The 24,495-nt window shown below is 71.2% G+C and carries 20 protein-coding genes and 2 riboswitches; of the genes, 8 read left to right on the forward strand and 12 right to left on the reverse strand.

Going from position 1 to position 24,495, the window contains the following annotated elements; translation table 11 throughout:
* Positions 1–4 precede the first annotated feature (4 nt).
* The 6 genes from BLU20_RS13425 to BLU20_RS13450 all read right to left on the reverse strand — a co-directional run bounded on the left by BLU20_RS13425 (position 5) and on the right by BLU20_RS13450 (position 6,539).
* On the reverse strand, positions 5–880 hold the full coding sequence (locus tag BLU20_RS13425; RefSeq protein ID WP_083372831.1) for an ABC transporter ATP-binding protein: 876 nt from the start codon (positions 878–880) through the stop codon (positions 5–7).
* The gene (locus BLU20_RS13430; protein ID WP_029251944.1) at positions 880–1,737 is read right to left on the reverse strand and encodes an ABC transporter ATP-binding protein; all 858 of its coding nucleotides are present in this window, start codon (positions 1,735–1,737) and stop codon (positions 880–882) included. The genes BLU20_RS13425 and BLU20_RS13430 overlap by 1 nt, the downstream gene beginning before the upstream one ends.
* Positions 1,734–2,768, reverse strand: coding sequence for an ABC transporter permease (locus BLU20_RS13435; RefSeq protein WP_029251943.1), 1,035 nt, complete (start codon positions 2,766–2,768; stop codon positions 1,734–1,736). The genes BLU20_RS13430 and BLU20_RS13435 overlap by 4 nt, the downstream gene beginning before the upstream one ends.
* Complete coding sequence (locus BLU20_RS13440; RefSeq protein ID WP_083372832.1) at positions 2,761–3,750, reverse strand: ABC transporter permease; 990 nt, start codon at positions 3,748–3,750, stop codon at positions 2,761–2,763. The genes BLU20_RS13435 and BLU20_RS13440 overlap by 8 nt, the downstream gene beginning before the upstream one ends.
* 80 nt (positions 3,751–3,830) lie before the next feature.
* Positions 3,831–5,537, reverse strand: a complete 1,707-nt coding sequence (locus BLU20_RS13445; RefSeq protein ID WP_083373088.1) for an ABC transporter substrate-binding protein — start codon at positions 5,535–5,537, stop codon at positions 3,831–3,833.
* Positions 5,538–5,813: 276 nt separating this feature from the next.
* Positions 5,814–6,539, reverse strand: coding sequence for a copper homeostasis protein CutC (locus BLU20_RS13450; protein ID WP_083372833.1), 726 nt, complete (start codon positions 6,537–6,539; stop codon positions 5,814–5,816).
* Between the two features lie 156 nt (positions 6,540–6,695).
* Here BLU20_RS13450 and BLU20_RS13455 point away from each other — a divergent pair, with 156 nt between their 5' ends.
* Complete coding sequence (locus BLU20_RS13455) at positions 6,696–8,927, forward strand: NADP-dependent isocitrate dehydrogenase (protein WP_083372834.1); 2,232 nt, start codon at positions 6,696–6,698, stop codon at positions 8,925–8,927.
* A gap of 90 nt (positions 8,928–9,017) precedes the next feature.
* Here BLU20_RS13455 and BLU20_RS13460 read toward each other — a convergent pair whose 3' ends face one another.
* The 3 genes from BLU20_RS13460 to BLU20_RS13470 form a co-directional block, all read right to left on the reverse strand.
* Positions 9,018–9,383 (reverse strand): hypothetical protein, encoded by a 366-nt coding sequence (locus BLU20_RS13460; RefSeq protein WP_231959236.1) that lies wholly within the window; start codon positions 9,381–9,383, stop codon positions 9,018–9,020.
* 129 nt (positions 9,384–9,512) lie between these two features.
* A complete protein-coding gene (gene purL, locus BLU20_RS13465; RefSeq protein WP_083372835.1) occupies positions 9,513–11,879 on the reverse strand; it encodes a phosphoribosylformylglycinamidine synthase subunit PurL in 2,367 nt (788 codons plus the stop codon).
* Positions 11,880–12,012: 133 nt separating this feature from the next.
* Positions 12,013–12,909: a LysR family transcriptional regulator gene (locus BLU20_RS13470; RefSeq protein WP_083372836.1), complete on the reverse strand. Its 897-nt coding sequence runs from the start codon at positions 12,907–12,909 to the stop codon at positions 12,013–12,015.
* A gap of 72 nt (positions 12,910–12,981) precedes the next feature.
* Between BLU20_RS13470 and BLU20_RS13475 the strand changes: the two genes are divergently transcribed.
* Positions 12,982–13,941 carry an EamA family transporter gene (locus tag BLU20_RS13475; protein ID WP_083372837.1) on the forward strand — a complete coding sequence of 320 codons (960 nt, stop codon included), beginning with the start codon at positions 12,982–12,984 and terminating at the stop codon, positions 13,939–13,941.
* Between the two features lie 4 nt (positions 13,942–13,945).
* Here the strand turns inward: BLU20_RS13475 and BLU20_RS13480 are convergent, their stop codons facing one another.
* Positions 13,946–16,090: an acyl-CoA dehydrogenase family protein gene (locus BLU20_RS13480; protein WP_083372838.1), complete on the reverse strand. Its 2,145-nt coding sequence runs from the start codon at positions 16,088–16,090 to the stop codon at positions 13,946–13,948.
* A complete protein-coding gene (locus BLU20_RS13485; protein WP_043109149.1) occupies positions 16,090–16,794 on the reverse strand; it encodes a TetR/AcrR family transcriptional regulator in 705 nt (234 codons plus the stop codon). The genes BLU20_RS13480 and BLU20_RS13485 overlap by 1 nt, the downstream gene beginning before the upstream one ends.
* 171 nt (positions 16,795–16,965) lie before the next feature.
* Here BLU20_RS13485 and BLU20_RS13490 point away from each other — a divergent pair, with 171 nt between their 5' ends.
* The 4 genes from BLU20_RS13490 (at position 16,966) to BLU20_RS13505 (ending at position 20,891) form a co-directional block, all read left to right on the forward strand.
* Positions 16,966–18,369 (forward strand): acetyl-CoA C-acetyltransferase, encoded by a 1,404-nt coding sequence (locus BLU20_RS13490; RefSeq protein WP_083372839.1) that lies wholly within the window; start codon positions 16,966–16,968, stop codon positions 18,367–18,369.
* Positions 18,370–18,372: 3 nt separating this feature from the next.
* Positions 18,373–19,746, forward strand: a complete 1,374-nt coding sequence (locus BLU20_RS13495) for a 3-oxoacyl-ACP reductase (RefSeq protein ID WP_083372840.1) — start codon at positions 18,373–18,375, stop codon at positions 19,744–19,746.
* A complete protein-coding gene (locus BLU20_RS13500; protein WP_083371096.1) occupies positions 19,743–20,651 on the forward strand; it encodes a MaoC family dehydratase in 909 nt (302 codons plus the stop codon). The genes BLU20_RS13495 and BLU20_RS13500 overlap by 4 nt, the downstream gene beginning before the upstream one ends.
* A gap of 66 nt (positions 20,652–20,717) precedes the next feature.
* Complete coding sequence (locus tag BLU20_RS13505) at positions 20,718–20,891, forward strand: CsbD family protein (RefSeq protein ID WP_081829562.1); 174 nt, start codon at positions 20,718–20,720, stop codon at positions 20,889–20,891.
* Between the two features lie 103 nt (positions 20,892–20,994).
* Here the strand turns inward: BLU20_RS13505 and BLU20_RS13510 are convergent, their stop codons facing one another.
* On the reverse strand, positions 20,995–22,398 hold the full coding sequence (locus BLU20_RS13510) for an aminotransferase class V-fold PLP-dependent enzyme (RefSeq protein WP_083371097.1): 1,404 nt from the start codon (positions 22,396–22,398) through the stop codon (positions 20,995–20,997).
* Between the two features lie 31 nt (positions 22,399–22,429).
* Positions 22,430–22,545, reverse strand: a riboswitch (SAM riboswitch).
* A gap of 112 nt (positions 22,546–22,657) precedes the next feature.
* A riboswitch (SAM riboswitch) is annotated at positions 22,658–22,753 on the forward strand.
* Positions 22,754–22,758: 5 nt separating this feature from the next.
* Here BLU20_RS13510 and BLU20_RS13515 point away from each other — a divergent pair.
* Both BLU20_RS13515 and BLU20_RS13520 read left to right on the forward strand, forming a co-directional pair.
* Positions 22,759–23,208 carry a rhodanese-like domain-containing protein gene (locus BLU20_RS13515; protein WP_083372844.1) on the forward strand — a complete coding sequence of 150 codons (450 nt, stop codon included), beginning with the start codon at positions 22,759–22,761 and terminating at the stop codon, positions 23,206–23,208.
* The gene (locus tag BLU20_RS13520) at positions 23,205–24,482 is read left to right on the forward strand and encodes an O-succinylhomoserine sulfhydrylase (protein WP_083372843.1); all 1,278 of its coding nucleotides are present in this window, start codon (positions 23,205–23,207) and stop codon (positions 24,480–24,482) included. Before BLU20_RS13515 ends, BLU20_RS13520 begins: the two co-directional genes overlap by 4 nt.
* Positions 24,483–24,495: the final 13 nt, after the last annotated feature.

Raw genomic sequence — 24,495 nt, forward strand, 5'->3', positions numbered from 1 at the left:
GGCGTCAGTCCTTGGCGGCAGCCGCCGCGAACTCGGCGCGGACCTCGTCGCGCATCTGCCCGATCCGCTCCGGGTTCGGTGCCGCGGCGAGCAGCGTCTTGGTGTACTCGTGCTGCGGGTTCAGGATCACCTCGTCCGACGGCCCCTGCTCGACGACGTCGCCGCGGTACATCACCATGATCTCGTCCGAGAAGTGACGGGCCGTGGCCAGGTCGTGCGTGATGTAGAGGACTCCGAGGTTCTCCTGGCGCTGCAGGCGGGCCAGCAGGTTGAGCACGCCGAGCCGGATCGAGACGTCCAGCATGGAGACCGGCTCGTCGGCGACGAGGAACCGCGAGCCCGGGGCGAGCGCGCGGGCGATCGCGACGCGCTGGCGCTGGCCGCCGGAGAGCTCGTGCGGACGACGCGGTGCGATGTCGGCTGCCGGGGTCAGGTTCACGCGCTCCAGGAGCTCGTGCACCTTCTCCTCGATCGTCATCCCCTCGGGGACGGCGCGGTGGATCCGCAGCGGGCGCTCGATGTGGTGTCCGACCGGATGGAAGGGGTTCAGCGACCCGAACGGGTCCTGGAACACCATCTGCACGTCCTTGCGGTACCGCCGCAGTCCCGCACCGTGCCGGGCGATCGGCTTGCCGTCGAGCAGGATCTGCCCCTCCGACGGCTTGACGAGCTGCATGATCGACTTCGCGATCGTCGACTTGCCCGAGCCTGACTCGCCCACCAGGGCGATCGTCTTGCCCGCCTCGAGGGTGAAGGACACGTCGTTGATCGCCCGGATCTTCTTTTGCGCGCCACGGACCTTGTAGTCCTTGACGAGGTTGCGGACCTCAAGGACTCCGCCGCTCTCGCGCCGGACCTGCTGAGCGCTGTCGTCCGCCATCACGCCACCTCTTCCTCGCCGCGCACGAACCCACCGCGCTCCCCGGTGAGGCTGGGGAACGAGCTGAGAAGCCGACGCGTGTACTCGTGCTGTGCGTTGGTGTAGATCTCCTCCGACGTACCGCGTTCGACGATCTCGCCGTCGAGCATGACGGCGACGTGGTCGCTGATCTCGAGCAGCATCGGCAGGTCATGGGTGATGAAGACGACCGCGAACCCGAAGATCTCGCGCAGCCGCATGATCTCTCGGATGATCTCGCGCTGAACCACGACGTCGAGCGCCGTGGTCGGCTCGTCCATGATCATCAGCTGCGGCTCGAGGGCCAGGGCCATCGCGATCATCACGCGCTGCCGCATGCCGCCCGAAAGCTCATGGGCATAGCTGTCGATCCGGTCCGGGTCCACCCCGACGAGGCCGAGGAGCTCGCGCGACCGCTTCTCCTTCTCCTCGTTCCCCATCTCCGGGCGGTGCGTGGTGAAGACGTCGAACAGCTGCGCACGGATCTTGATGACGGGGTTCAGGGAGTTCATCGCACCCTGGAACACCATCGAGACCTTGTCCCAGCGGAACGCACGCATCTGCTGGTCGTCGAGCGCCCGCACGTCGATGTCCGTGCCGGACTTGTCGTGGAAGACGATCTCGCCGCCGGTCATCAGTGCCGGCGGGCGAAGCAGCCTGTTCAGGCCGTAGGCGAGCGTGGTCTTGCCGCAGCCTGACTCCCCGCAGAGGCCGAGGATCTCGCCGCGGTAGAGCGTCAGCGACACGTCGCGGACGGCCTTGACCACGGGCTCGACCTCGTACTCGATGGAGACGTTGCGGGCGGTGATCACCGGCTCACGCTTCTGGTCGACGCTCATGCGGTGGCCTCCTTCGACTGCTCGTCACGGGCCTCGCGGGCCTTGCGGACGGACCGTGCGGCTGCCGGCGCGGCCCGCAGCTTGGGGTTGATGACCTCGTCGATGCTGAAGTTGATCAGCGCGAGCGAGGTGCCGACGAGCGCGATCAGGATGCCCGGCGGGATGAACCACCACCACGCGCCCCGGGTCAGCGCGCCGCCAGCCTGGGCCTCGTTGAGGATGGTCCCCCAGCTGATCGACCCGGTGGGTCCGAGACCGAGGTAGGACAGGCCCGCCTCGCCAAGGATCGCGAAGATGACGCCGAAGAGGAACTGGGCCGTCAGGAGGGGCAGCAGGTTGGGGAGGATCTCGACCGCGACGATGCGCAGCGGGCGCTCGCCGGCGATGCGGGACGCCGCCACGTAGTCACGGTTGCGCAGAGACTGCGCCTGCTTGCGCAGGACCACGGCCGAGCCTGCCCATCCCGTGACACCGAGGATCGCGGCGACGAGCAGCGCCGACCTTCCAGGGACAAGCGTCGAGATGACGATAGCGAGCGGCAGGCCCGGGATCACGAGCATCACGCCGATGATCGTGTAGAGCACCTCGTCGGTCCATCCGCCGACGTACCCGGCGACCACGCCGAAGAGGATGGAGAGCGTCACCGCGAGGAGTCCGGCGGTGATGCCGACGAAGAGCGAGGTGCGGGCGCCGACCGCGAGCTGTGCGAAGACGTCGTAGCCGAGCGACGTCGTGCCCATCCAGTACGTCGAGTCCGGCGGGACGAGTGCAGGGTTGCTCGAGTCGCGCGGGTCGAACTGCCCGATCAGCGGCCCGAAGAGCGCGAACAGCACGATCGCGCCGAGGAGCGAGAGCCCCACCACGAGCTTGGCGGACGGCTTGCGGAACCGAATCTTGCGGCGGGCGGCGGGCGTGCCCGCCGGTGCGGGAGCCGTGGTCGTGGCGGTCGGGACGCCACCGCCGGCTGACTCGTCGACGACGGAGCCGGGAGCGCCCGCCGGGGTCTGGGTTGCTGTGGTCTGCTCAGGCATTCTGTCGCGCCCTCGGGTCGATGAGCCCGTACACGATGTCCGTGATGAACATGGTGACGAGAACGGTCAGGGTGATGACGAGGAACACGCCCTGCATCAGGGCGTAGTCGTTGCCCCGCACCGCGGTGATCATGAGCTTGCCGAGGCCCGGGTAGCTGAAGACCTGCTCCATGATCACCGAGCCGCCGACGACGAAGCCGAGGGCGATGCCGACTCCGGCGATGGAGGGCAGGACCGCGTTACGTGCGCCGTACGTGATCATCACGCGGCGGGGGCTGAGGCCCTTGGCCTCGGCGGTGGTCACGTAGTCCTCGCCCATGGTGGAGACCATCATGTTGCGCATGCCGAGCAGCCAGCCACCGACGGCGCTGATGACGATCGTCGCCGCCGGCAGGACCGCGTGGTAGAGCACCGAGCCGACGAAGGCCCAGCTCCACTCGGGGGCGTTGAAGACGAAGAAGTTGTAGCCGCCGACGATCGGGAACCACTGGAGCTGCACCGCGAACACGTAGATGAGAACGAGCGCGACCCAGAAGTAGGGCAGGGACTGCAGGAGGGTCGTCGACGGGACGAGCTGGTCGACCCACGTGCCGCGCTTCCACCCGGCCAGGGCGCCGAGCCCGATGCCGAGGGCGAAGGCGATGAGGGTCGCGGTCCCGATCAGACCGATCGACCAGGGCAGTGCCCCGCCGATCAGGCTGGTGACCTTCTCCGGGAAGAACTGCGAGGAGATCCCGAGGTCTCCCTTGGCGATCTGCTGCCAGTACTGGATGTACTGCTCCCAGAGAGAGGCCTCGGGGTTGCCGAAGAGGCGCCTGATGTTCATGATCTGTGCTTCGGAGACGTCGCCCGACCTGCTCATCTGCGCGATCATGATGTCTGCCGGGTTGCCCGGCAGGAGTCGCGGGAGAAGGAAGTTCAGGGAGATTGCCGCCCAGAGCGTGATCGCGTAGACGACGATCCGCCGGCCGTAGTAACTCATCGATCGGTCTCGCTTTCCGGCGTACGGAACGCCGTGCACAGGTGGAACATCAGGCGCCTCTTCAGTGGCTCAGCAGCGTCTTACTCGGTGCCGCCGAGCTGGTGCAGCACGACGCCGGAGGCTCCGGAGCCCCAGGACGGCGGGAAGGCGTAGAGGTTGTCCTCCGTGGGCCAGCCCGTGTAGTCCGTCTGGTTGTAGAACGTCTGCGTCGCGTTGATCACGAGCGGGATGTAGGGAAGGTCACGGGTGATCTCCTCCTGGATCGCGGCGTACGCAGCCTTCTTGGTGTCGACGTCGTTGGTCGAGGCAGCCTCGCTCACGGCGTCGTCGACGACCGGGTTCGAGTAACGCGCGAAGCCCCAGTAGCCCTCGGGGATCGACTCGCCAACCTCAGAGGTCGCGGGACCGGAGAACCAGTCGCGGTAGATCTGGAACGGGTCCGGCACCGAGGTCCCGACGACACCGCCCATGATCATCTCGAAGTCACCCGTGTCACGGGCGGCGGCGAACTCGTTCCAGGAGATCGTCGAGGCGGTCACCTTCATGCCGGCGGCCGTGGCCTGCTCCTCGATGAGCTTCGCGGCGTTGTTGTAGTCGGTCCAGCCGTCGACCGACGTCAGCGTGAGCTCGATCGGGTCGCCGTCCTTGGCGTAGATGCCGTCGTCGCCCTTGGCGTAGCCGGCCTCCTCGAGGATCGCGCCGGCGGCCTCGACGTCCGCGGTCTGCGGGCTCTCCGCCTCGACGTCGGGCGAGATCCAGTCGTCGTCGCGGCCGAGCAGCGCGAACGTCGGGGAGATGTCGCCGGCCAGGCCGACGAACGCCTTGTCGTTGATCTGACCACGGTCGATCGCGAGGTTCAGCGCCTGACGGACGGCGACGTCCGTCTGGTCGCCCTCGCACCCGAGGTCGGCGTTCGAGCAGGTGTAGAGCACGGTCGGGTCCTGCGGCGTGTTGATGTAGCCGAGGTTCGCCGAGGCGACGAGGGAGTCGGCGTCCGGCACGAACATGCCGGCCCAGTCGAGCTGGCCGGTGCGCAGGAGGTCTTCGGCCGACTGGTTGGCGTCGATGCCGATGTAGCGGACGCTCTTGACGTTCGGCTCGCCACCCCAGTAGTCGGGGTTCGCCTTCGCGGTGTAGGCGGCGTCGGAGAACGTGTCGAGCAGGTACGGGCCGGTCCCGACCGGCTCGGCGTTCGGCCAGGTCAGCGGGTCCTCGCCCAGGTCTGCCCAGACGTGCTCGGGGAGCATCCAGGTCGAACCGAGGATCGAGAACTCGTTGGTGAACTGTGCGCCGTCGAAGGTCACCTTGACGGTCGTGTCGTCCACGGCCTCGGCGCCGGTGATATACGCAGGCTTCGAGTTCTCGTTGGTGAGCGAGTAGACGACGTCGTCGACCGTGAAGTCCTCGCCGTCGCTCCACTTGACGCCCTGGCGGACCTGGATCGTCAGCTCCGTGCCGTCCTCGTTGAACTCGAAGAACTCACCGAGCAGCGGCGTGGGCTCACCGGACGACGCCTTGTTGTAGTAGAAGAGCGTCTCGTAGACGCCACCCGTGGCGAGGTGCTGGACCTCGGGCGCGTACGGGTTGAAGTTCTCGGGGATCGGCTGCTGCGCGCCGGCCCAGACCACGAGCTCGCGGTCGGTCGCGGTGCCCTCGGCGCTGGCGGTGGTCTCGTTCGAGTCCCCCTCCTCCGAGTCGCTCGAGCCGCAGCCTGCGGCGAGGAGGGACACACCGGCCACCAGGGTGACGGCCGTGTACAGGCGCTTGCGGCCCGTGCTTCGGATCATCATCGGTCCTTTCGGAAGGCGATGGTCGGCGTGTGCACGCCGCACATCGTTGTGCGTGGTCGCCCCCTGCGGGGCGTTGTGTGAGGAACCCTAACCAATGATTCTGGTCACACCGCCAATTGCTCTGGAAAGTTACCTAACCGAGACCCGCGCCCGGCGAATGCTGTGGTGGCCTGCATCGACACCGCTGGTGCCCGTTCGACGGAGGGGCCGTGAGTGGCATCGCTCCCACGCGGCACGGGACACGCCCGCGACCTACGCCCACATCGCGAGACGCTAGTCGAGGGCCCGAACAGCCTCGGCCGCGGCCGTCGCGATCTCCGCGCTCGTGACCTCGTAGCCCGCGTCCGCCCCGCCGCCGGGGCCGGCGGCGTCCGCACGGAGCGTCTTGGCCGACAGGTGCACGGCGTCGACGCCGACGGCGGCCAGCGCAGCGACGTCCGAGGGGCGCACGCCGCCCCCGGCCATCACCTGAAGCCCCCCGTCCGCCGCACGGACCGTCTCCCCGAGCCGCAGCAGGCCGTCGGCAGCCGCGGCCGCACCGCCCGAGGTCAGCACCCGGGTCACACCCAGCGCCGTCAGCGCGTCCACCGACAGACCGACGTCCGGGACGACGTCGAACGCCCGGTGGAAGGTGACCTCACGCCCGTCCGCCGCCTCGACAAGTCGCGCCACCGCCTCGGCGTCCACGGCGCCGTCCACCGTGAGGACACCGACGACGACCCCGGCGGCACCGGCCCGGACGGCCGCGCGCACGTCGCGCACCTGGGTGTCGAGCTCGTCGTCGTCGTAGACGAACCCCCCGGCACGGGGCCGGATCAGCGGATGAACCCCGACGGTGCCGGCGGCGCCGACGGCCGCCTCCAGCAGGCCGACGCTCGGCGTCAGGCCCCCGGTCGCCCCGAGGGCGGCGCACAGCTCCACCCGGGCTGCACCCACGTCTGCGGCCACCCGCACCCCGGCGACGTCCTGGACAGCGATCTCGAGCACGGGGGCGGGCATGGTTCCTCCAGGGGTGTCGGGCGTGGCGGGGCCAGACTATCCAGCCGCGACCGCGCCCCTGCGCGCCTGCGGTGCGGCCGCGGGCACAGTTTCGACAGCGGGACGACGCGGAAGATATCTTGATATCAAACAATCTCTCCCAGGAGGACCCACCGCATGGTCACCGAGTCACAGCCCGACGCCGCCACGATCATCTACACGCACACCGACGAGGCTCCCCTCCTCGCCACCTACTCGCTCCTCCCGATCGTCGAGGCGTACGCGGCCAAGGCCGGGATTTCCATCGAGACCCGCGACATCTCGCTCGCCGGGCGCATCCTCGCGCAGTTCAACGACCGTCTCCCCGCGGACCAGCAGGTCGACGACGCGCTCGCCGAGCTCGGCGCGATGGCGACCACGCCCGAGGCGAACATCGTCAAGCTCCCGAACATCTCCGCGTCCGTGCCGCAGCTCAAGGCCGCCGTCGCCGAGCTCCAGGAGCAGGGCTTCGCGCTGCCGGACTACCCGGAGCACCCGCAGACCGACGAGGAGAAGGACGTCCGCGCCCGCTACGACAGGGTCAAGGGCTCGGCCGTCAACCCGGTGCTGCGCGAGGGCAACTCGGACCGCCGCGCACCCGGCGCCGTGAAGAACTACGCCAAGGCGCACCCGCACCGCATGGGGGCCTGGTCCCCGGAGTCGCGCACGAACGTCGCGACGATGGGTGCCGGTGACTTCTTCTCGAACGAGAAGTCCGTCGTCCTGCCGTCCGACGACTCCCTCACGATCCGTCTCACGACGCCGGAGGGCACCACCGTGCTCAAGGACGGCATCCCCGTCCTCGCGGGCGAGGTCGTGGACGCCACGTTCATGTCCGTCTCGGCGCTGCACACCTTCATCCGCGAGCAGATCCAGCGGGCGAAGGACGAGGGTGTGCTGTTCTCCGCGCACCTCAAGGCCACGATGATGAAGGTCTCGGACCCGATCATCTTCGGGCACATCGTCGAGGCGTTCTTCCCCGACGTCTTCGCGCAGTACGGCGACCAGATCCGTGCCGCCGGCCTGTCCTCGAACGACGGCCTCGGCGCCCTGCTCTCCGCCACCGACAACCTTCCCGACGGCGAGGCCATCCGGGCCGCCGTCGAGGACGTCCTGGACAACGGCCCCGCCCTGGCGATGGTGGACTCGGACAAGGGGATCACCAACCTCCACGTGCCCTCGGACGTCATCATCGACGCCTCGATGCCCGCGATGATCCGCGGCGGCGGCCACATGTGGGGCATGGACGGCGGAGAGCACGACACGCTCGCCGTGATCCCCGACTCCTCCTACGCCGGCGTCTACCAGACCGTGATCGACGACTGCCGCACGCACGGCGCCCTCGACCCGGCCACGATGGGCACCGTCCCGAACGTCGGGCTCATGGCCAAGAAGGCCGAGGAGTACGGCTCCCACGACAAGACCTTCGAGATCCCCGCGTCGGGCACCGTCGAGGTCGTCGACGGCGCCGGCGAGGTCCTGATCTCCCACGAGGTCGAGACCGGCGACATCTGGCGCGCGTGCCAGACCCAGGACGTCGCGATCCGCGACTGGGTCAAGCTCGCCGTCACCCGCGCCCGCGCCACCGGCGTCCCGACGGTGTTCTGGCTGGACGCGCACCGCGCCCACGACGCCAACCTGATCGCCAAGGTCGAGCAGTACCTCGGCGACCACGACACCGACGGCCTGGACCTGCGCATCATGGCGCCGGCCGAGGCGTGCGCGTTCTCGCTCGAGCGCATCCGTCAGGGCCTCGACACCATCTCGGTGACGGGCAACGTCCTCCGCGACTACAACACGGACCTGTTCCCGATCCTCGAGGTCGGCACCTCGGCCAAGATGCTGTCGATCGTGCCGCTGATGAACGGCGGCGGACTCTTCGAGACGGGCGCCGGCGGCTCGGCACCCAAGCACGTGCAGCAGCTCCTCGAGCAGAACTACCTGCGCTGGGACTCGCTCGGCGAGTTCTTCGCCCTCGCCGCGTCGCTCGAGCACCTGTCCGGTGTGGCGGGCAACCGTCGCGCGCAGGTCCTCGCGGAGACGCTGGACCGGGCCACCGGCTCGTTCCTCGAGCACGACCGCTCGCCGTCGCGCCGCCTGGGCGGCATCGACAACCGCGGGTCGCACTTCTACCTGGCCCTGTACTGGGCACAGGAGCTCGCGGCCCAGTCGCAGGACGCAGCCCTCGCGGCGGCCTTCGGACCGCTCGCGGAGAAGCTGGTCGCAGCCGAGTCCACGATCGTGGACGAGCTCGCCGCGGTCCAGGGCTCCCCGGCCGATGTCGGGGGCTACTACCGTCCGGACGACGCCAAGGCGTCCGCGGTGATGCGCCCCTCGGCCACGTTCAACGAGGCCCTCGCCTCGCTCTGACGTCCCCCGCGCGACGACGCCCGTCCGACCCTCGTGGTCGGGCGGGCGTTCGTGCGTCGCGGCCCGGCGCCGACGAACTGGGTCGACGGGTCACCAGGACCAGCCGCGCGAGCTCAGCTCGAGCTCCTCGCGCAGGCGCTCGTCCGCGCCCTCCTGCTCCCCGGCACGCAGGATCCGCTGCGTCGTCGTCAGTCCCACCAGCTCGCAGGCCTCCTGCAGCAGGGCGTCGTACGCGCCCCGGACCGCGAAGTAGTGGTGCGCCCGCCCGTAGAGGGCACGGTCGGCCTCGATGCGCCGCAGCTCGGCGGCGAGCTCGCCCAGCCGGACCTGGACGCGCAGCACCCGCATCGGGTCGTGCTCGACGTGCAGGTCACGGCGCTGCGCCCGCACGCGAAGGAGCGCGGCGAGCACCACCACGCCCGCCACCACCGTCGCAACCGCACCCGCGAGCCACACGGCCGTCCTCCTCGTCCTCCTCGACGCCTCCTACGCTAGCGATGCGGAGGCCCGGGGGCCATCGGTGTCCCAGGACGACGACGCCCCTCCCCCTGCGTCGTCGGCAGGTGGGAGGGGCGTCGGGGTCGGTCAGCCGAAGATCGCGGGCAGCGTCCCCCGGTAGGCAGCGTCGGCCTCGGCCAGCGGGATCTCGAAGAGGCCCTCGACGACGAGCGCCTCGCCCTCCTCGTCGGCCGAGAGCGCACCGGTCTCGCCGAGCCTGGCGTAGGGCACGCCGCGGGCGACGCACGAGTCGGCGAGCTTCTGCACCTCGTTGCGCGGCACCGAGACGATCGCCCGCGCGGTCGACTCCGAGAACAGCAGCTCGAACGGGGTGACGCCGTCGCGCTCGCACACCTCGGCGAGCGACACCGAGGCACCGACCCCGAACCGCAGCGCGGACTCGAGCAGCGTCTGGACCAGGCCGCCGTCCGCGACGTCGTGCGCCGAGACGACGAGGTCGTCGCGGCTCGCGTTGACCAGCACACCGGCGAGCGCCTTCTCCGCGGCCAGGTCCAGCCGCGGCGGCAGCCCACCCAGGTGCTGGTGGACGACGTCGGCCCACGCCGAGCCGTCGAGCTCCCCACGCGTGGTGCCGAGCAGGAAGATCACCTCGCCGGCCTCACGGAACCCGGTCGGCGTGGCGTGCGCGACGTCGTCGAGAACACCGAGGACGCCGACGACGGGCGTCGGGTGGATCGAGGAGTCGATCTGCCCGGGCTCGCCGGTGCCGTTGTAGAGCGAGACGTTGCCGCCCGTGACCGGGACGCCGAGCTCCTGGCAGCCGTCCGCGAGACCCTCGATCGCCTCGACAAGCTGCCACATCGAGTCCGGGTCCTCGGGCGAGCCGAAGTTCAGGCAGTCGGTGACCGCGAGCGGGCGGGCACCGGTCGCGGCGACGTTGCGGTAGGCCTCGGCGAGCGCGAGCTGCGCGCCGGTGCGCGGGTCGAGCTTGGCGAAGCGGCCGTTGGCGTCGGTGGCCAGCGCGACGCCGAGCCCCGTCTCCTCGTCCACGCGGACCACGCCGCCGTCGTCGGGCTGGGCGAGGGCCGTGTTGCCCTGGACGAACCGGTCGTACTGGTTGGTCACCCACTCCTTGCTCGCGAGGTTCGGCGACGCGATCAGGCGCAGCGCGGTCTCTCGCAGCTCGATGCCGGTGGCAGGACGGGCGTAGCGAGCCTCGCCCTCGGGCCCGGAGACCGAGTCGGCGTTGAGACCGTCGAGCCAGGCCGGGCGGGCGTACGGGCGGTCGTAGACCGGGCCCTCGTGCGCGACGGTCTTGGGGTCGACGTCGACGATCCGCTGACCGTGGTGGTCGATGGTGAGACGGCCGGTGCCGTTGACCTCGCCGATGACGGAGGTCTCGACGTCCCACTTGGCGGTGATCGCCAGGAATGCGTCGAGCTTCTCGGGCGTGACGACCGCCATCATGCGCTCCTGCGACTCCGACATGAGGATCTCGCCGGCGTTCAGGGAGGGGTCGCGGAGCAGGACGTCGTCGAGCTCGACGTGCATGCCGCCGTCGCCGTTCGAGGCGAGCTCCGACGTCGCGCAGGAGATCCCGGCCGCGCCGAGGTCCTGGATGCCCTCGACGACCTTGGCCGCGTAGAGCTCGAGGCAGCACTCGATCAGGACCTTCTCCATGAACGGGTCGCCCACCTGGACGCTCGGGCGCTTGGCCGGCACGCCGCCCTCGAAGGTCTCCGACGCGAGGATGGAGGCGCCACCGATGCCGTCGCCGCCGGTGCGCGCACCGAACAGGATCACCTTGTTGCCGGTGCCCGAGGCGTTGGCGAGGTGGATGTCCTCGTGCCGCAGCACGCCGAGGCACAGGGCGTTGACGAGCGGGTTGCCCTGGTAGCAGGAGTCGAAGACGAGCTCCCCGCCGATGTTGGGAAGGCCGAGGGAGTTGCCGTATCCGCCGACTCCGGAGACCACGCCGTGCACGACGCGCGCCGTGTCCGGGTGGTCTACGGCGCCGAACCGCAGCTGGTCCATGACGGCGACGGGACGCGCGCCCATCGAGATGATGTCGCGGACGATCCCGCCGACGCCGGTGGCCGCACCCTGGTAGGGCTCGACGTAGCTCGGGTGGTTGTGCGACTCGACCTTGAACGTCACGGCCCAGCCGTCGCCGATGTCGACGACGCCCGCGTTCTCGCCGATGCCGACCAGGAGGTGGCGCTTCATCTCGTCCGTGACCTTGTCACCGAACTTGCGCAGGTGGTTCTTGGACGACTTGTAGGAGCAGTGCTCGGACCACATCACGGAGTACATCGCGAGCTCGGCGGCCGTGGGGCGGCGGTCGAGGATGTCGACGATGCGCGCGTACTCGTCGGGCTTGAGGCCCAGGGCGGCGTACGGCAGCTGTTCGTCGGGGGTCGCTGCGGCGTTCTCGACGGTGTCCAGCGTGGGACGAGCGTCGGGGCGTGCGGCAGGCGTGGAGGCGGCGGTCATCGGATCCCTCGGGTGGAGTGGTCAGGGTGCGCGACGGCGCGGGCCTGAGTCTACCGGCGTCGCGACGTCGGCCCGGAGCCCGTCCGCCCTTCGGCCTCCAGCGGCGCTCCGGCGCCCTGGAGCGGGCAGCGGATCACCCCGCCTGCGCGATGGCAGCCCCGCGCACCGCGGCGACGGCGGGAGACGCCGTCATCGACGCCCGCCAGACCACGTCGACCGGCCTGGTCGGCTCCGGGTCGCGGGCCGGGATCGCCACCACCGACGCGGGCAACGTACCGCGGCCCAGGCGTGGCACGAGCGCGACCGCCAGCCCGTGCGCGACGAGCTCGACCTGGGAGGCGAACTCGAGGCACCGGAACGCGACGGTCGGGGTCCGCCCGGCGTCGCGGAACATGTGGCAGAACCACTCGTGGCAGATCGTGCCCTCGGGCGACGACGCCCACGGACGGTCGAGCAGCTGCGTCGCCGTCACGACCTCCCGGCCCGCCAGCGGGTCGTCGCGGTGCACCAGCACGTCGGCGACGTCGAGAAGCACCCGTTCGCGCCGTAGCGCCGGCGGGATCTGCAGCCCGACACCCTCCCAGTGGTGGACGAGCGCGACGTCGGACCGGCCGGCCGCGACGTCGGCGACGGCGTCCCACGGGTCCAGCTCGCGCACGGCCACGTCGAGATCCGGGGCGTCGCGGCGTACCGCGGCGATCAGGCCCGGCACCAGGCCGCGCATCGCGGTCGAGAACGTGGCGAGCCGGATCAGCCCTGTCGGTTGCCCGGCCTCCGCCTGCACGCCGGAGCGCAGCGCCTCCACGCGGGTCGCGAGGTCCGCTCCCCCGGCAGCCACCTGCCGACCGGCGGCGGTCAGCACGACGCCGCGGCCCGCCCGTTCGACCAGCACGGCGCCCATCTGGGCCTCCAGCCGCTTCACCTGCTGCGAGATCGCCGACGACGTGAAGCCGAGCTCGTCCGCCGCTCCGCCGACCGAGCCGCAGCGGTCGATCGCGACGATGGCCTGAACAGCACCGAGATCGATCATGAAGCAATGCTACGACGTCATGGTCAAGAATCTTCGCTAGACATGAACAATCGACCGCCCGACGATAGGGCCATGCCCTCCCGCCACATCGCACTTGCCCTTCTCGTCGTCGCGATCTGGGGCTCGAACTTCGTCGTCATCGACATCGGCGTGGCCGACGTACCCCCGACCGTCCTGCTCGCCGTCCGATTCGTCGTCGTACTCTTCCCGGCCTTGCTCCTCGTGCCACGTCCGGTCGTCCCGTGGCGCGACGTCGTCGCCGTCGGGGCGTTCATGAGCCTGGGGCAGTTCTCCCTGCTCTACACGGCGCTCGCGCTCGGGATGCCCGCCGGACTCGCGTCGTTGGTGCTTCAGGCCCAGGTGGTGCTCACCGTCGTCGCCGCCGCACTCACGTTGCGGGAGCGACCGAACGGTCGACAGCTGGCCGGGGTCCTCATCGGCGCTGTCGGGCTCGGCGTCGTCGCGCTCGGCCGCACTGAAGCAACTCCGGCGCTCGGGCTGCTCCTCGTCGTGGCTGCCGCGACCTCGTGGGCGATCGGCAACGTCGCGGCCCGGCGTGCGGCAAGCCGCGCGACCTCGACGCCCACGGCCACCGGCGGGCTGTCCATGACGGTCTGGTCCGCGACCGTCGTCCCGGTCCCGCTGTTCGCGCTCGCGATGCTGACCGAGGGGCCGGCCGCCGTCGCCGACGCCGTCATGCACCCCACGGCCGCGGCTGTGCTCTCCACGCTCTACACCGCGTGGCTCGCGACGCTCGTGGGCTACGGCATCTGGAACACCCTGCTCGCGCGCTACCCGGCGTCGGCGGTCGTGCCGTTCGCGATGCTCGTCCCCGTCGTCGGCACCACCGTCGGCTGGCTTGTCCAGGGGGAGGTTCCGGGACTGTGGGAGATCACCGGTGGCGTCGTACTGCTGCTCGGGGTGGCGGTGACGACGCTCCGTCGGGGCCGGCCCCGACGAGCGCGACCCGGTGGCCGCACGGCGTTCCCCGCGGGGACCGGCGCGCGACCACCGGGTCGGCAGCAGACTTGAGGCGTCAGCTCGGGTTCGGCGTGGACCCGTCGCGTGCCGCGCTGGAGTCGGTGGCCGGCGCGCCCTTGGGCTTGCCCTTGCCGTCGCGCCCGCGCAGCGACTTCTCGCTGACCGGGGCGTCACCGGAGGCACGCAGCGCACGGAAGTACGCGCGAGCCTCGTCCTGGCGCTCCGCCTCGATGCCCGAGGCGATCGGCGCGCGCAGGTGCTCCTGGCCGAAGCCCCAACCGTCGACGAGGTCCTGGGCGTGCGGGCGCAGACGCGTGAGCAGCCGCTCGATGTAGCTCGTGACGGTCCGCGCGCGCTGGGCCGAGATGCGGCCCTCGATGAGGTACCAGGCGAGGTTGCGCTCGACGAGGGTGAGGCCGAAAAGGTCGCGGACCCGCGTCAGGACGGCGCGCGTCCCCTCGTCCTCGATCGTCGACAGCGCCTGGGTGAAGGCCTCCCAGCGCAGCAGGTCGGCGTGCGCCTTGGCGGCCTCGACGAGCTCGTACTGGTGCGCGTCGAAGATCGCCGCAGCCTTCTCCGGGCTGGCCTTCTGGGCCGGACGCAGTGCCATCGCGACGGCCTCGACCATCGCGTCCACGCGGTCGGTCAGCAGCGCGCGCTGCGTCTCCTCCTCGCGCAGGTGGCCCGCGGCGCGACGTGCGGAACCCTGGTCCGTGATGTTCTGCACTGCACGGCGCAGACCGGTGCGGTGGTAGGCCGCGTCGGCGGCGCGCTCGACCACGAACCGGGCCATCCCGCCCGGCGTGATGCCCTTGAGCTCCTTGGCGTAGTCGCCCAGCAGGCGCTTGCCGACGAGCTGCAGCAGCACCGTGTTGTCGCCCTCGAACGTCGCGTAGACGTCCATGTCGGCGCGCAGAGACGTGAGCCGGTTCTCGGCGATGAACCCGGCACCGCCGCAGGCCTCGCGGGCCTCCTGGAGCGTGTCGAGCGCGAACCGCGTCGAGGTCGCCTTGAGGGCGGCGGCGGTCGTCTCGAGGTCCTCGCGGGTCTCCGGCGTGTCCTCCTCACCCGAGAACACCGAGTGGAAGAGGTCGAGCAGACGGTCGTGCGCGAAGTGCGTCGCGTACGTCTCGGCGATCGCCGGGATCAGACGACGACGGTGCGTGCCGTAGTTCATGATCGTGACCTCGTCGATCGGCGAGGCACCCGTGAACTGGCGGCGCTGGTTGCCGTAGGTCACCGCGATCTGCAGGCCGAGCTTGGAGGCGTTGGAGGCCGCGCCGTCGAGCGAGACACGGCCCTGCACGAGCGAGCCGAGCATCGTGAAGAACCGGCGTCCGGGGCTCTCGATCGGGGAGGTGTAGGTGCCGTCCGGGGCCACCTGGCCGTAGCGCGCGAGCAGGTCCGTGCGCGGGATGCGCACGTGCGTGAAGTGCAGCCGGCCGTTGTCGATGCCGTTGAGGCCACCCTTGAGGCCGTCGTCCTCGCCGCCCACGCCGGGCAGGAAGTCGCCGGCGCTCCCGTCGGGACGGGTCTCGCGGATCGGCACGTAGAAGCAGTGCACGCCGTGGTTCACACCCCGGGTGACGAGCTGGGCGAAGACCGTGGCCGCCGTCGCGTGCAGACCGGCGTTGCCGAGGTACTCCTTCCACGCCGCGCGGAACGGCGTGTGGATCTCGAACTCCTCCGTCTCCGGGTCGTACGTCGCGGTGGTCGCGATGCTCGCGACGTCGGATCCGTGACCGATCTCCGTCATCGCGAACGCACCGGGAACGGTCAGGTCCATCGCGTCGGGCAGGTAGCGGTCCTGCTGCGCCTCGTCGCCGAGGTGGAGGACGGCGGAGGCGAAGAGCCCCCACTGGACACCCGCCTTGATCTGCAGCGAGGGGTCGGCCGCGACGAGCTCCTCGAACCCGGCGAGGTTGCCGCCCGGGTCGTTGCCGCCGCCGAGACGCTCGGGGAAGCCGAGGTGGACCTGGCCGATGGCGGCGAGCTGGCGGCACTGGTCGAGCACGCGCTCGCGGTGGTCCTCCTTGCTCAGGCCCTCGATCTTGTGGAAGGCGGACTTGCCGGCCGTGGCCCGGGCCTCGCGCCGCAGGTCGGCCCAGCGGCCCAGCAGGTGCTCCTGCAGCCCGGCGACGTCGATGCGCGATTCCGTGTCGTCGGTGGTCTCGACGGCGGTGTCAGACATGGTGGTCATCAGTGCTCCCCAGGGGTACTCGGGTGGTGGTGCGTGGACGCGTCGTCCCCGCGGGTGGGTGAAAAGAGGCCGACGGGGCCGAACCACAGCCAGTCGGCGACCTGCTCGGTGAGCTCCTCGCGGCTCGGCGTCCCGGGCTCGTCGCGGTGGTGCAGCCACCACTCGCCCGTCCCGCGGACGAATCCGACGGCGCCCGCGGCCCAGACGGCGGCGGTCCCCTCGGAGACGTGCGCGGCCTGCGCGAACGGCTGGGCGACGAGCTCGGTCACGGACTCGAGGAAGGCGTCGAGGGGCGCCTTGGCGGGCCGGCCCTCGACGTCGGTGCCCGCGACGACTCCAGTGCGCATCACGAAGTGGTAGACGTTCGGAGACTGCTCGACCATCTCGAGGTAGACCCGGACCATGGCGCGCAGCGCCCGCTCCGGGGTTCCTGCGGCTGCGGCCGCGGTCGCCAGGGCGTCGTGCATCGCCTCGCCGACGGAGTTGCCGACCGCGACCTGCAGGCCCACCTTGTCGTCGAAGTACCGGTAGATGATCGACTTGGATGTGCCCGAGGCGGTGGCGATCTCGTCCATCGACACGGCGGGTCCGTTCTTGTGCACGACCTTGCGCGCGGCATGGACGAGCTCGGCGCGGCGTGCGGCGCGGTGGTCGTCCCATCGGGTGGAGCGGCCGTCCACCGTGGCAGGCTGGTTGTTGCCCACGCGTTCCTCCTGCTGCCCGACGTCGGTGTCGTCCCTACGCTGGGCACGCAGGGAGGGAGCCTGTGACTGGGCTCACCTGGAACCGAGAGTATCAGGTACTGTGGGTCTTGGACACCTCGTGAGGCGCCATCCCGCCCCGAGGACGACAACCGACGCAAGGGAGCCCAGGCTGTGGCCACGAGCAAGAACCAAACGACACCCCCGGCAGCAGAGGCCGTCATCGTCGGCGGCAACCGGATCCCCTTCGCCCGCGCGGGAGGCAAGTACTCCTCCGCGAGCAACCAGGAGATGTTCACCGCGGCGCTCGAGGGTCTCGTCGCCCGGTACGGACTGCAGGGCGAGCGCATCGGCGAGGTCGTCGGTGGCGCGGTGCTGAAGCACGCCCGGGACTTCAACCTCGTGCGCGAGTCCGTCCTCGGCTCGTCGCTCTCCTCCCAGACACCCGCGTACGACCTGCAGCAGGCGTGCGCGACCGGCCTCGAGGCCGTCGTCACGATCTCCAACAAGATCAAGCTCGGCCAGGTCGAGTCCGGCATCGCCGGCGGCACCGACACCGTCTCGGACGCCCCCATCGCCGTCAGCGAGGGCCTGCGCCGTGCACTGCTCGAGGCCGGCCACGCCAAGACGCTCGGCGCACGCCTCAAGGCGTTCGCGGCCATCCGTCCCGCCGACATCGCACCGCTGACGCCGAGCACCGACGAGCCGCGCACCGGCATGTCGATGGGTGAGCACCAGGCCGTGACGACCGCGACGTGGGACATCACCCGCGAGGCGCAGGACGAGATCGCGCTGGCGAGCCACCAGCACCTCGCCGCCGCGTGGGACTCCGGGTTCTTCGACGACCTCGTCACCCCGTTCCGCGGGCTGACGCGGGACCAGAACCTGCGTGGCGACAGCACGATGGAGAAGCTCGCCGGGCTCAAGCCCGTCTTCGGCAAGAACCTCGAGGGCACCGAGCCGACCATGACGGCAGGCAACTCGACCCCGCTGACCGACGGCGCCTCCGCCGTCCTGCTCGCCTCGCGCGAGTGGGCCGCCGAGCGCAACCTGCCCGTCCTCGCCAAGGTCGTCGACGCCGAGACCGCCGCCGTCGACTACGTGCACGGCCACGAGGGCCTGCTGATGGCTCCCGCCCACGCCGTCGCGCGTCTGCTCACCCGGCAGGAGCTCACGCTCCAGGACTTCGACTTCTACGAGATCCACGAGGCCTTCGCGTCGACCGTGCTCACCACGCTCGCCGCGTGGGAGGACGCCGACTACTGCCGCACCGAGCTCGGCCTCGACGCCCCCCTCGGCTCGATCGACCGCGAACGCCTGAACGTCAACGGCTCGTCGGTCGCCGCGGGACACCCGTTCGCCGCCACCGGCGGGCGGATCGTGGCCACCGCGGCCAAGCTGGTCGCAGAACGAGCCGCCGAGACCGGCAGGCCCGCACGCGCGCTGATCTCGGTCTGCGCCGCCGGCGGCCTCGGGGTCGCGGCGATCATCGAGTCCGCGGCCGACGGCTCGGTCTCGACAGGCTCGGTCTCGACAGGCTCGACCAGCGCGACCAGCACCACCGGAACGGAGGCGTGAAACATGGCTGACTCCTACCTCAAGGCCGTCAACTCCGGCGTCACCAAGACGCTCGCCAAGAAGCTCGGCCTGCCGCGTCCGGCCGTGCTGCGCCGCTGGGCGCCGGGCCAGCCGCTGACCACGGGCCCGGTGCTCGTCGTCGGCGGGCGCCCGGGCGTGGAGGACGACGCCGACCGCGTCGCCGCCGCACTGCTCGGCTGGGACCTCGACGTCCGCCAGGTGCCCGCGGGCTCGACGCCCGACCCGGCGCTGCGGTGGGGCGCGATCGTCGCCGTCATGACCGAGGCCCAGAAGCCCACCGACCTCTCCGAGACCGTGCTCGCGATCGGCGCGAACCTGCGCAACCTCGCCGGCAACGGCCGGGTCGTCACGATCTCCCGTGCCACCGTGGCCGGGGACGCCCCGGCGCTCTCCGCGACCCGCAACGGCGTGGACGGGTTCCTGCGGTCGCTCGCCAAGGAGCTGCGCGGCGGGGCCACGGGCAACGGCATCCAGCTCACCGAGGCCGCGCAGGTCGGCGACCCGTCGGTGCTGGCCGCGCTGCACTTCTTCCTCTCCAGCAAGTCGGCGTTCGTCGACGGGCAGCTGCTGGAGGTCGGTGACGGCCCGTCCTGGGACGCCACGGACTTCGACTGGACTCGCCCGCTCGCCGGCCGCGTCGCCGTCGTGACGGGCGCGGCCCGCGGGATCGGGGCGGACGTCGCCCGCACCCTGGCTCGCGACGGCGCGCACGTCGTCGTCGTCGACGTCCCCGCCGCGGGTGACTCGCTCGCCCGGGTGGCCAACGAGGTCGGCGGTACCGCGCTGCAGCTCGACGTCACCGCACCCGACGCCGGCGCGCGGATCCTCGAGCACGCCCGCGCCCGCCACGGCGGCCTGCACGTCCTCGTGCACAACGCCGGGATCCTGCGGGACAAGCTGCTCGCCAACATGAAGCCGGAGAAGTGGGACGCCGTGATCGCGGTGAACCTCGACGCCCAGCTGCGCATCAACGAGTACCTGCTCGGGGCGAACGGCTTCTCCGAGAACCCCCACATCGTCTCGCTCGCCTCGACGTCCGGGATCGCCGGGAACCGCGGGCAGACGAACTACGGGTTCTCGAAGGCCGGTGTCATCGGGCACACGCGTGCGACTGCACCGCTGATCGCCGCGGTCGGCGGCACGGCCAACGCCGTCGCCCCGGGGTTCATCGAGACCGACATGACGGCCTCCATCCCCGCGATCGCACGGCAGGTGGCGCGTCGCGCGTCCTCGCTGCAGCAGGGCGGTCAGCCGATCGACGTCGCGGAGGCCATCGCGTTCCTCGCGTCGCCGGGCTCGACGGGCGTCAACGGCCAGGTGCTCCGCGTGTGCGGGCAGAACCTGGTGGGCCAGTGACCGTCGAGGAGCTCGGGCAGATCCCACCGCTCGGCGGGTCGTTCGTCCGTGGCGCGTCCGGCTCGGGCGTCGCCGCGGCGCGGCGCGTGCTGCCCGGGTCGGACGCGCCGCAGACCACCACGCTGCCGGACACCACGCTGCGGGTGGCCGAGGTCTCCACTTCGGGCGACGACGTCGCGCGCCGCCTGGCCGAGTACGAGCGGCTGGTCGGCGAGCGCCCGAGCGAGACGATGCCTGCCGGGTTCCTTCACGTGCTCGGGTTCCCGCTCGCGACGGCCCTGATGGTGCGGCCCGAGTTCCCTCTGCCGCTGCTCGGCATGGTCCACGTCGAGAACCACGTCAGCCTTTTCCGTCCCGTCGAGCTCGGCGAGTCGGTGACGGTGACGGCCCGGGCGGAGGGCCTGCGCGGTCACCGTCGCGGGACCCAGGTCGACCTGGTCACCGACGTGACGGTCATCGGGGACGACTCCCCCGCGTACACGGGCGTCTCGACGTACCTGGCCAAGGGTGTCCACCTCGCCCCGGCTCCCGAGGAGACGGAGCGACCCGAGTTCGTCCCGCCGCTCCCCACGGCACGGTGGCGGCTCGACGCCCGGGTCGGCAAGGCGTACGCGACGGTCTCGGGCGACCGGAACCCCATCCACGTCTCGGTGCTCGGCGCCAAGGCCTTCGGGTTTCCCCGCACCATCGCCCACGGCATGTACACGGCGGCGCGCGCCCTGGCGCAGGTCGGGCCGGCGCGGGGCGACGCCTACGACTGGGACGTGCAGTTCGCCCGTCCGGTCGTGCTGCCCGGCGTCGTGGACGTCTCCGTCCGGCCGGGCACCGAGGGCGTGTGGTCCATCACCGGATGGAATGCGCGCAAGCGTCTGCTGCACCTCAACGGGTCGGTGACACCACGCTGACGGTCTCGGCGTGCGAGTTCCGTACGACCTCCTTACGGTCGGTCTCACCGACGAAAGGAGCAGCACATGGGTATCGGCGACAAGATCTCGAACGCAGCAGAAGACGCTCAGGGCAAGATCAAGGAGGGCGCCGGCAAGGCGTCCGACAACGAGCGTCTTGAGGCCGAGGGCAAGGCCGACCAGGCCTCCTCCGACGTCAAGCAGGCAGGCGAGAAGGCCAAGGACGCCTTCAAGCACTGACGCTGACCACGACGGCCCCCACCCGCTGCGGGTGGGGGCCGTCGTGCTGCCAGGTGAGGGTGCGAGGCCGGGCGGCGCCGGACCGTCGTCTCGCCGCTCGCGGCTACTCCGGCAGCGGGCCGCATCCGGCGGACTCGGCGACGAAGCCGGCCGCTGCCGTGGCGAAGAGACCGGAGAGCCCGGAGCCGGCGGGCACGGGACGAGGGTCGTCGACGACGGTCCAGCAGCCGTCCACGACGGTGTACTCCACCTGCGTGCCCTGGGCGACGAACGTCTCGAGGGCACGGATCAGGCGCTCGACCTCCTCACCCGCGGTACCGACACCGACCGAGGCGCGAATGGCCCCGCCGGTCAGCCCGAGCCGTGAGAGCAGCGGGTGGGCGCAGAACCGTCCGTCACGCACACCGATGCCGTGCTCGGCCGAGAGGTAGGCGGCCACGAAGCCTGGGTCGTGCCCCTCGACGGCGAACGTCACGACACCGACCGGGTCCTCGGCGTCGGGCCAGAGGCTGACGACCTCGACCCCCTCGATCGCCGACAGGCCGTCGACGAGGCGCCGTCGCAGCACGGCCTCGTGCTCGGCGAGCTCGGCCGGGTCGACCGCCGCGAGCGCGTCGCAGGCCGCCGCGAGCGCCACGGCGCCGATGACGTTGGGCGACCCTGCCTCGTGGCGGGCCGGTGCGGACTGCCACCGGGTCTCGTCGAGCCCGACCTGACGCACGGCCCCGCCACCGGCCAGGTAGGGCGTGCCCGAGTCGAGCCAGTCGCGGCGGCCGACGAGCGCGCCCGCGCCGAACGGCGCATAGGTCTTGTGGCCGGAGAACGCGATCCAGTCGGCGCCGCTCCGGGCGAGCGAGACCCTGCGGTGCGGGACCAGCTGGGCGCCGTCGAGGACGACCCGGGCTCCGGCGTCGTGCGCGATCTTGACGACGTCCGCGAGGGGCAGAGACTCCCCCGTGACGTTCGACGCCGCGGTGACGGCGAGCAGGACGTAGGGGGTCCGCGCGAGCTCGGCGCGCAGGGCCGCGAGCGTGCCGGAGACCGTCGGTGCGGCGGTCAGCACCGTCGCGCTCCCGCGCTGCCAGGGCAGCAGGTTGGCGTGGTGCTCGAGGTCGAGCACCAGGACCCGACCCGGCAGGCCGTCGGGCCCCGCGGGGACGCAGCCGGCGAGCAGGTTCAACGAGTCGGTGGTGTTGCGCGTGACGACCGTGACGTCGTCCGGCCGTGCGCCGACGAAGTCGCCGATGGTGCGCCGGGAGGCCTCGTACAGGGCGGTCGAGACCTGCGAGAGGTACCCCGCACCGCGGTGCACGCTCGCGTACAGCGGCAGCACCTCGGCGACGCGCTCGGCGACGCTCGCCAGGGCGGGGGCCGAGGCGGCGACGTCGAGGTTGGCGTACCGGATCGGGGCGGCACCGACCCGCGGGACGAGGGTCTCGGCGCCGGTGACGGGGAGCACGGGGTCCAGGTGGTCACAGACCGTGGTCCCGAGAGTTGGTGCGCTCACTGCAGTCCTCCAAGATCCGGGACGCCGCGGCGTCCCACGCTTGCCGCGCACCACCTGGTGAACGGCCGGGTCGTCACCCGGGGCACCCCACCGTGGGAGGAGGGTTGCCGGCCAGCAAACCGGGGTTTCGCGCTGGCACTCATGACCTGCCTCCAAGAATGGCGAGCCGGTCCGGGCCTGTCAAAAGCCGATCTCGCATCGTGGGCATCAATTCTGAGACGGCGTGTTGACGCCCGTCCGCCGTGACGTACGATCCCTCCAACCATCCAGAGCGGCTGAGTGACTTGGCACGATGACGCCGCAGCAACCCCCCTGGCCCTCAGGGCGCGGGTGCTACCGCCACGACCGATGGAGGAGCTCATGAGCACCCCGGACATCCGACCCGCCGACGGCTTTGCCGGTCACATCACCCCCCAGGACGCGTGGGAGATCCTCGCCACCGACGAGCGTGCGGTGCTCGTCGACGTCCGCACCGAGGGCGAGTGGCGCACGATCGGCGTCGCCGACGTCTCCTCGCTCGACAAGGAGACCGTGTACACCCCCTGGGTCACCCAGCTCGGCCCGAACCCGCACTTCCTCGACCCCATCCTCGAGGCCGGCGTGACGCCGGGCGACGGGCGCACCCTCGTGTTCCTCTGCCGGTCGGGCAACCGCTCGATCGGTGCCGCCGCCGCCGCGACCGCGGCCGGTCTCGGCCCCGCGTACAACGTGCTCGAGGGCTTCGAGGGCGACGCCGACGCGCTCGGCGTCCGCAACCAGAACGGGTGGCGCGTCGCCGGCCTGCCGAGCACCACGTGGACCTCCGCATGAGCGCGCCCTACGGGTCCGTCGCGGGCCCCTCGGGCCCCGGCGAGGTGCCCGGAGGCCGTGCGCGCGGGCCTCTGCCCGCGAGCGCCCGTCCGGCGACGCTCGCCGTGCGCGGCGGGCACCGCCGCTCCGAGTTCGGCGAGACCAGCGAGGCGCTGTTCCTCACCCAGGGCTACGCCTACGAGTCAGCCGCCGAGGCCGAGGCCGCGTTCACCGGCGACGCCGACCGCTTCATCTACTCCCGGTACGGCAACCCGACGGTGCACACGTTCGAGGAGCGGATGCGCCTGATGGAGGGGGCCGAGGCCTGCTTCGCCACGGCGACGGGGATGTCGGCCGTCTTCACGTCGCTCGCGGCGATCGTCGGCCAGGGATCGCGCATCGTCGCGGCCCGCGCCCTCTTCGGCTCGACCCTCGTCATCTTCGACGAGATCTTCGCGCGCTGGGGTGTGCAGACCGACTACGTCGACGGTCACGTCCTCTCCCAGTGGGAGGAGGCGCTGTCCACGCCGGCGGACGTCGTCTTCTTCGAGACCCCGTCCAACCCGATGCAGGACATCGTCGACGTCCGTGCGGTCTGCGACCTCGCGCACCGTGCGGGTGCGCTCGTCGTCCTCGACAACGTGTTCGCGACACCGCTGATGCAGAAGCCGCTCGAGCTCGGTGCCGACGCCGTGGTGTACTCCGCGACGAAGCACATCGACGGCCAGGGACGTGTTCTCGGCGGGGCGATCCTCGGGTCGTCGGACTACATCGACGGCCCCGTGAAGACGATGATCCGCAACACCGGCCCGTCGCTGTCGCCGTTCAACGCCTGGACGCTGCTCAAGGGCCTCGAGACCCTCGACGTCCGGGTCCGCGCGCAGAACGCCGCCGCTCACCGGCTCGCCGAGCAGCTCGAGTCGCTCCCCGGGATCGCGGCCGTGCGTTACCCGTTCCTCGACTCACACCCGCAGGCCGACCTGGCCCGCGCGCAGCAGACCGGCGGCGGGACGGTCGTCACCTTCGACCTGGACGTCCCCGCCGGCACGGACCCCGAGACGGCGAAGAAGCGGTCGTTCCAGTTCCTCGACGCACTCCGCGTCGTCGACATCTCGAACAACCTCGGCGACACGAAGTCCCTGATCACGCACCCGGCGACGACGACGCACCGCAAGCTCGGACCGGACGGCCGCGCGGCCGTCGGAATCGCCGAGACGACGGTTCGTCTCTCGGTCGGGCTCGAGGACCCCGCGGACCTGATCGAGGACGTCGAGCAGGCGCTCGCCGCGGGCTGACGCGATCGCCGCC

This window comes from Paraoerskovia marina (assembly GCF_900105445.1).
GTDB classification, from domain to species: Bacteria; Actinomycetota; Actinomycetes; order Actinomycetales; family Cellulomonadaceae; genus Paraoerskovia; species Paraoerskovia marina.

What these genes read in the sequence shown, in the direction of transcription:
- BLU20_RS13425 (WP_083372831.1), bottom strand. Translation starts at nt 880, where the DNA reads ATGGCGGACGACAGCGCTCAGCAGGTCCGGCGCGAGAGCGGCGGAGTC.
- BLU20_RS13430 (WP_029251944.1), bottom strand. Translation starts at nt 1,737, where the DNA reads ATGAGCGTCGACCAGAAGCGTGAGCCGGTGATCACCGCCCGCAACGTC.
- BLU20_RS13435 (WP_029251943.1), bottom strand. Translation starts at nt 2,768, where the DNA reads ATGCCTGAGCAGACCACAGCAACCCAGACCCCGGCGGGCGCTCCCGGC.
- BLU20_RS13440 (WP_083372832.1), bottom strand. Translation starts at nt 3,750, where the DNA reads ATGAGTTACTACGGCCGGCGGATCGTCGTCTACGCGATCACGCTCTGG.
- BLU20_RS13445 (WP_083373088.1), bottom strand. Translation starts at nt 5,537, where the DNA reads ATGATCCGAAGCACGGGCCGCAAGCGCCTGTACACGGCCGTCACCCTG.
- BLU20_RS13450 (WP_083372833.1), bottom strand. Translation starts at nt 6,539, where the DNA reads ATGCCCGCCCCCGTGCTCGAGATCGCTGTCCAGGACGTCGCCGGGGTG.
- BLU20_RS13455 (WP_083372834.1), top strand. Translation starts at nt 6,696, where the DNA reads ATGGTCACCGAGTCACAGCCCGACGCCGCCACGATCATCTACACGCAC.
- purL (WP_083372835.1), bottom strand. Translation starts at nt 11,879, where the DNA reads ATGACCGCCGCCTCCACGCCTGCCGCACGCCCCGACGCTCGTCCCACG.
- BLU20_RS13470 (WP_083372836.1), bottom strand. Translation starts at nt 12,909, where the DNA reads ATGATCGATCTCGGTGCTGTTCAGGCCATCGTCGCGATCGACCGCTGC.
- BLU20_RS13475 (WP_083372837.1), top strand. Translation starts at nt 12,982, where the DNA reads ATGCCCTCCCGCCACATCGCACTTGCCCTTCTCGTCGTCGCGATCTGG.
- BLU20_RS13480 (WP_083372838.1), bottom strand. Translation starts at nt 16,090, where the DNA reads ATGACCACCATGTCTGACACCGCCGTCGAGACCACCGACGACACGGAA.
- BLU20_RS13495 (WP_083372840.1), top strand. Translation starts at nt 18,373, where the DNA reads ATGGCTGACTCCTACCTCAAGGCCGTCAACTCCGGCGTCACCAAGACG.
- BLU20_RS13505 (WP_081829562.1), top strand. Translation starts at nt 20,718, where the DNA reads ATGGGTATCGGCGACAAGATCTCGAACGCAGCAGAAGACGCTCAGGGC.
- BLU20_RS13515 (WP_083372844.1), top strand. Translation starts at nt 22,759, where the DNA reads ATGAGCACCCCGGACATCCGACCCGCCGACGGCTTTGCCGGTCACATC.
- BLU20_RS13520 (WP_083372843.1), top strand. Translation starts at nt 23,205, where the DNA reads ATGAGCGCGCCCTACGGGTCCGTCGCGGGCCCCTCGGGCCCCGGCGAG.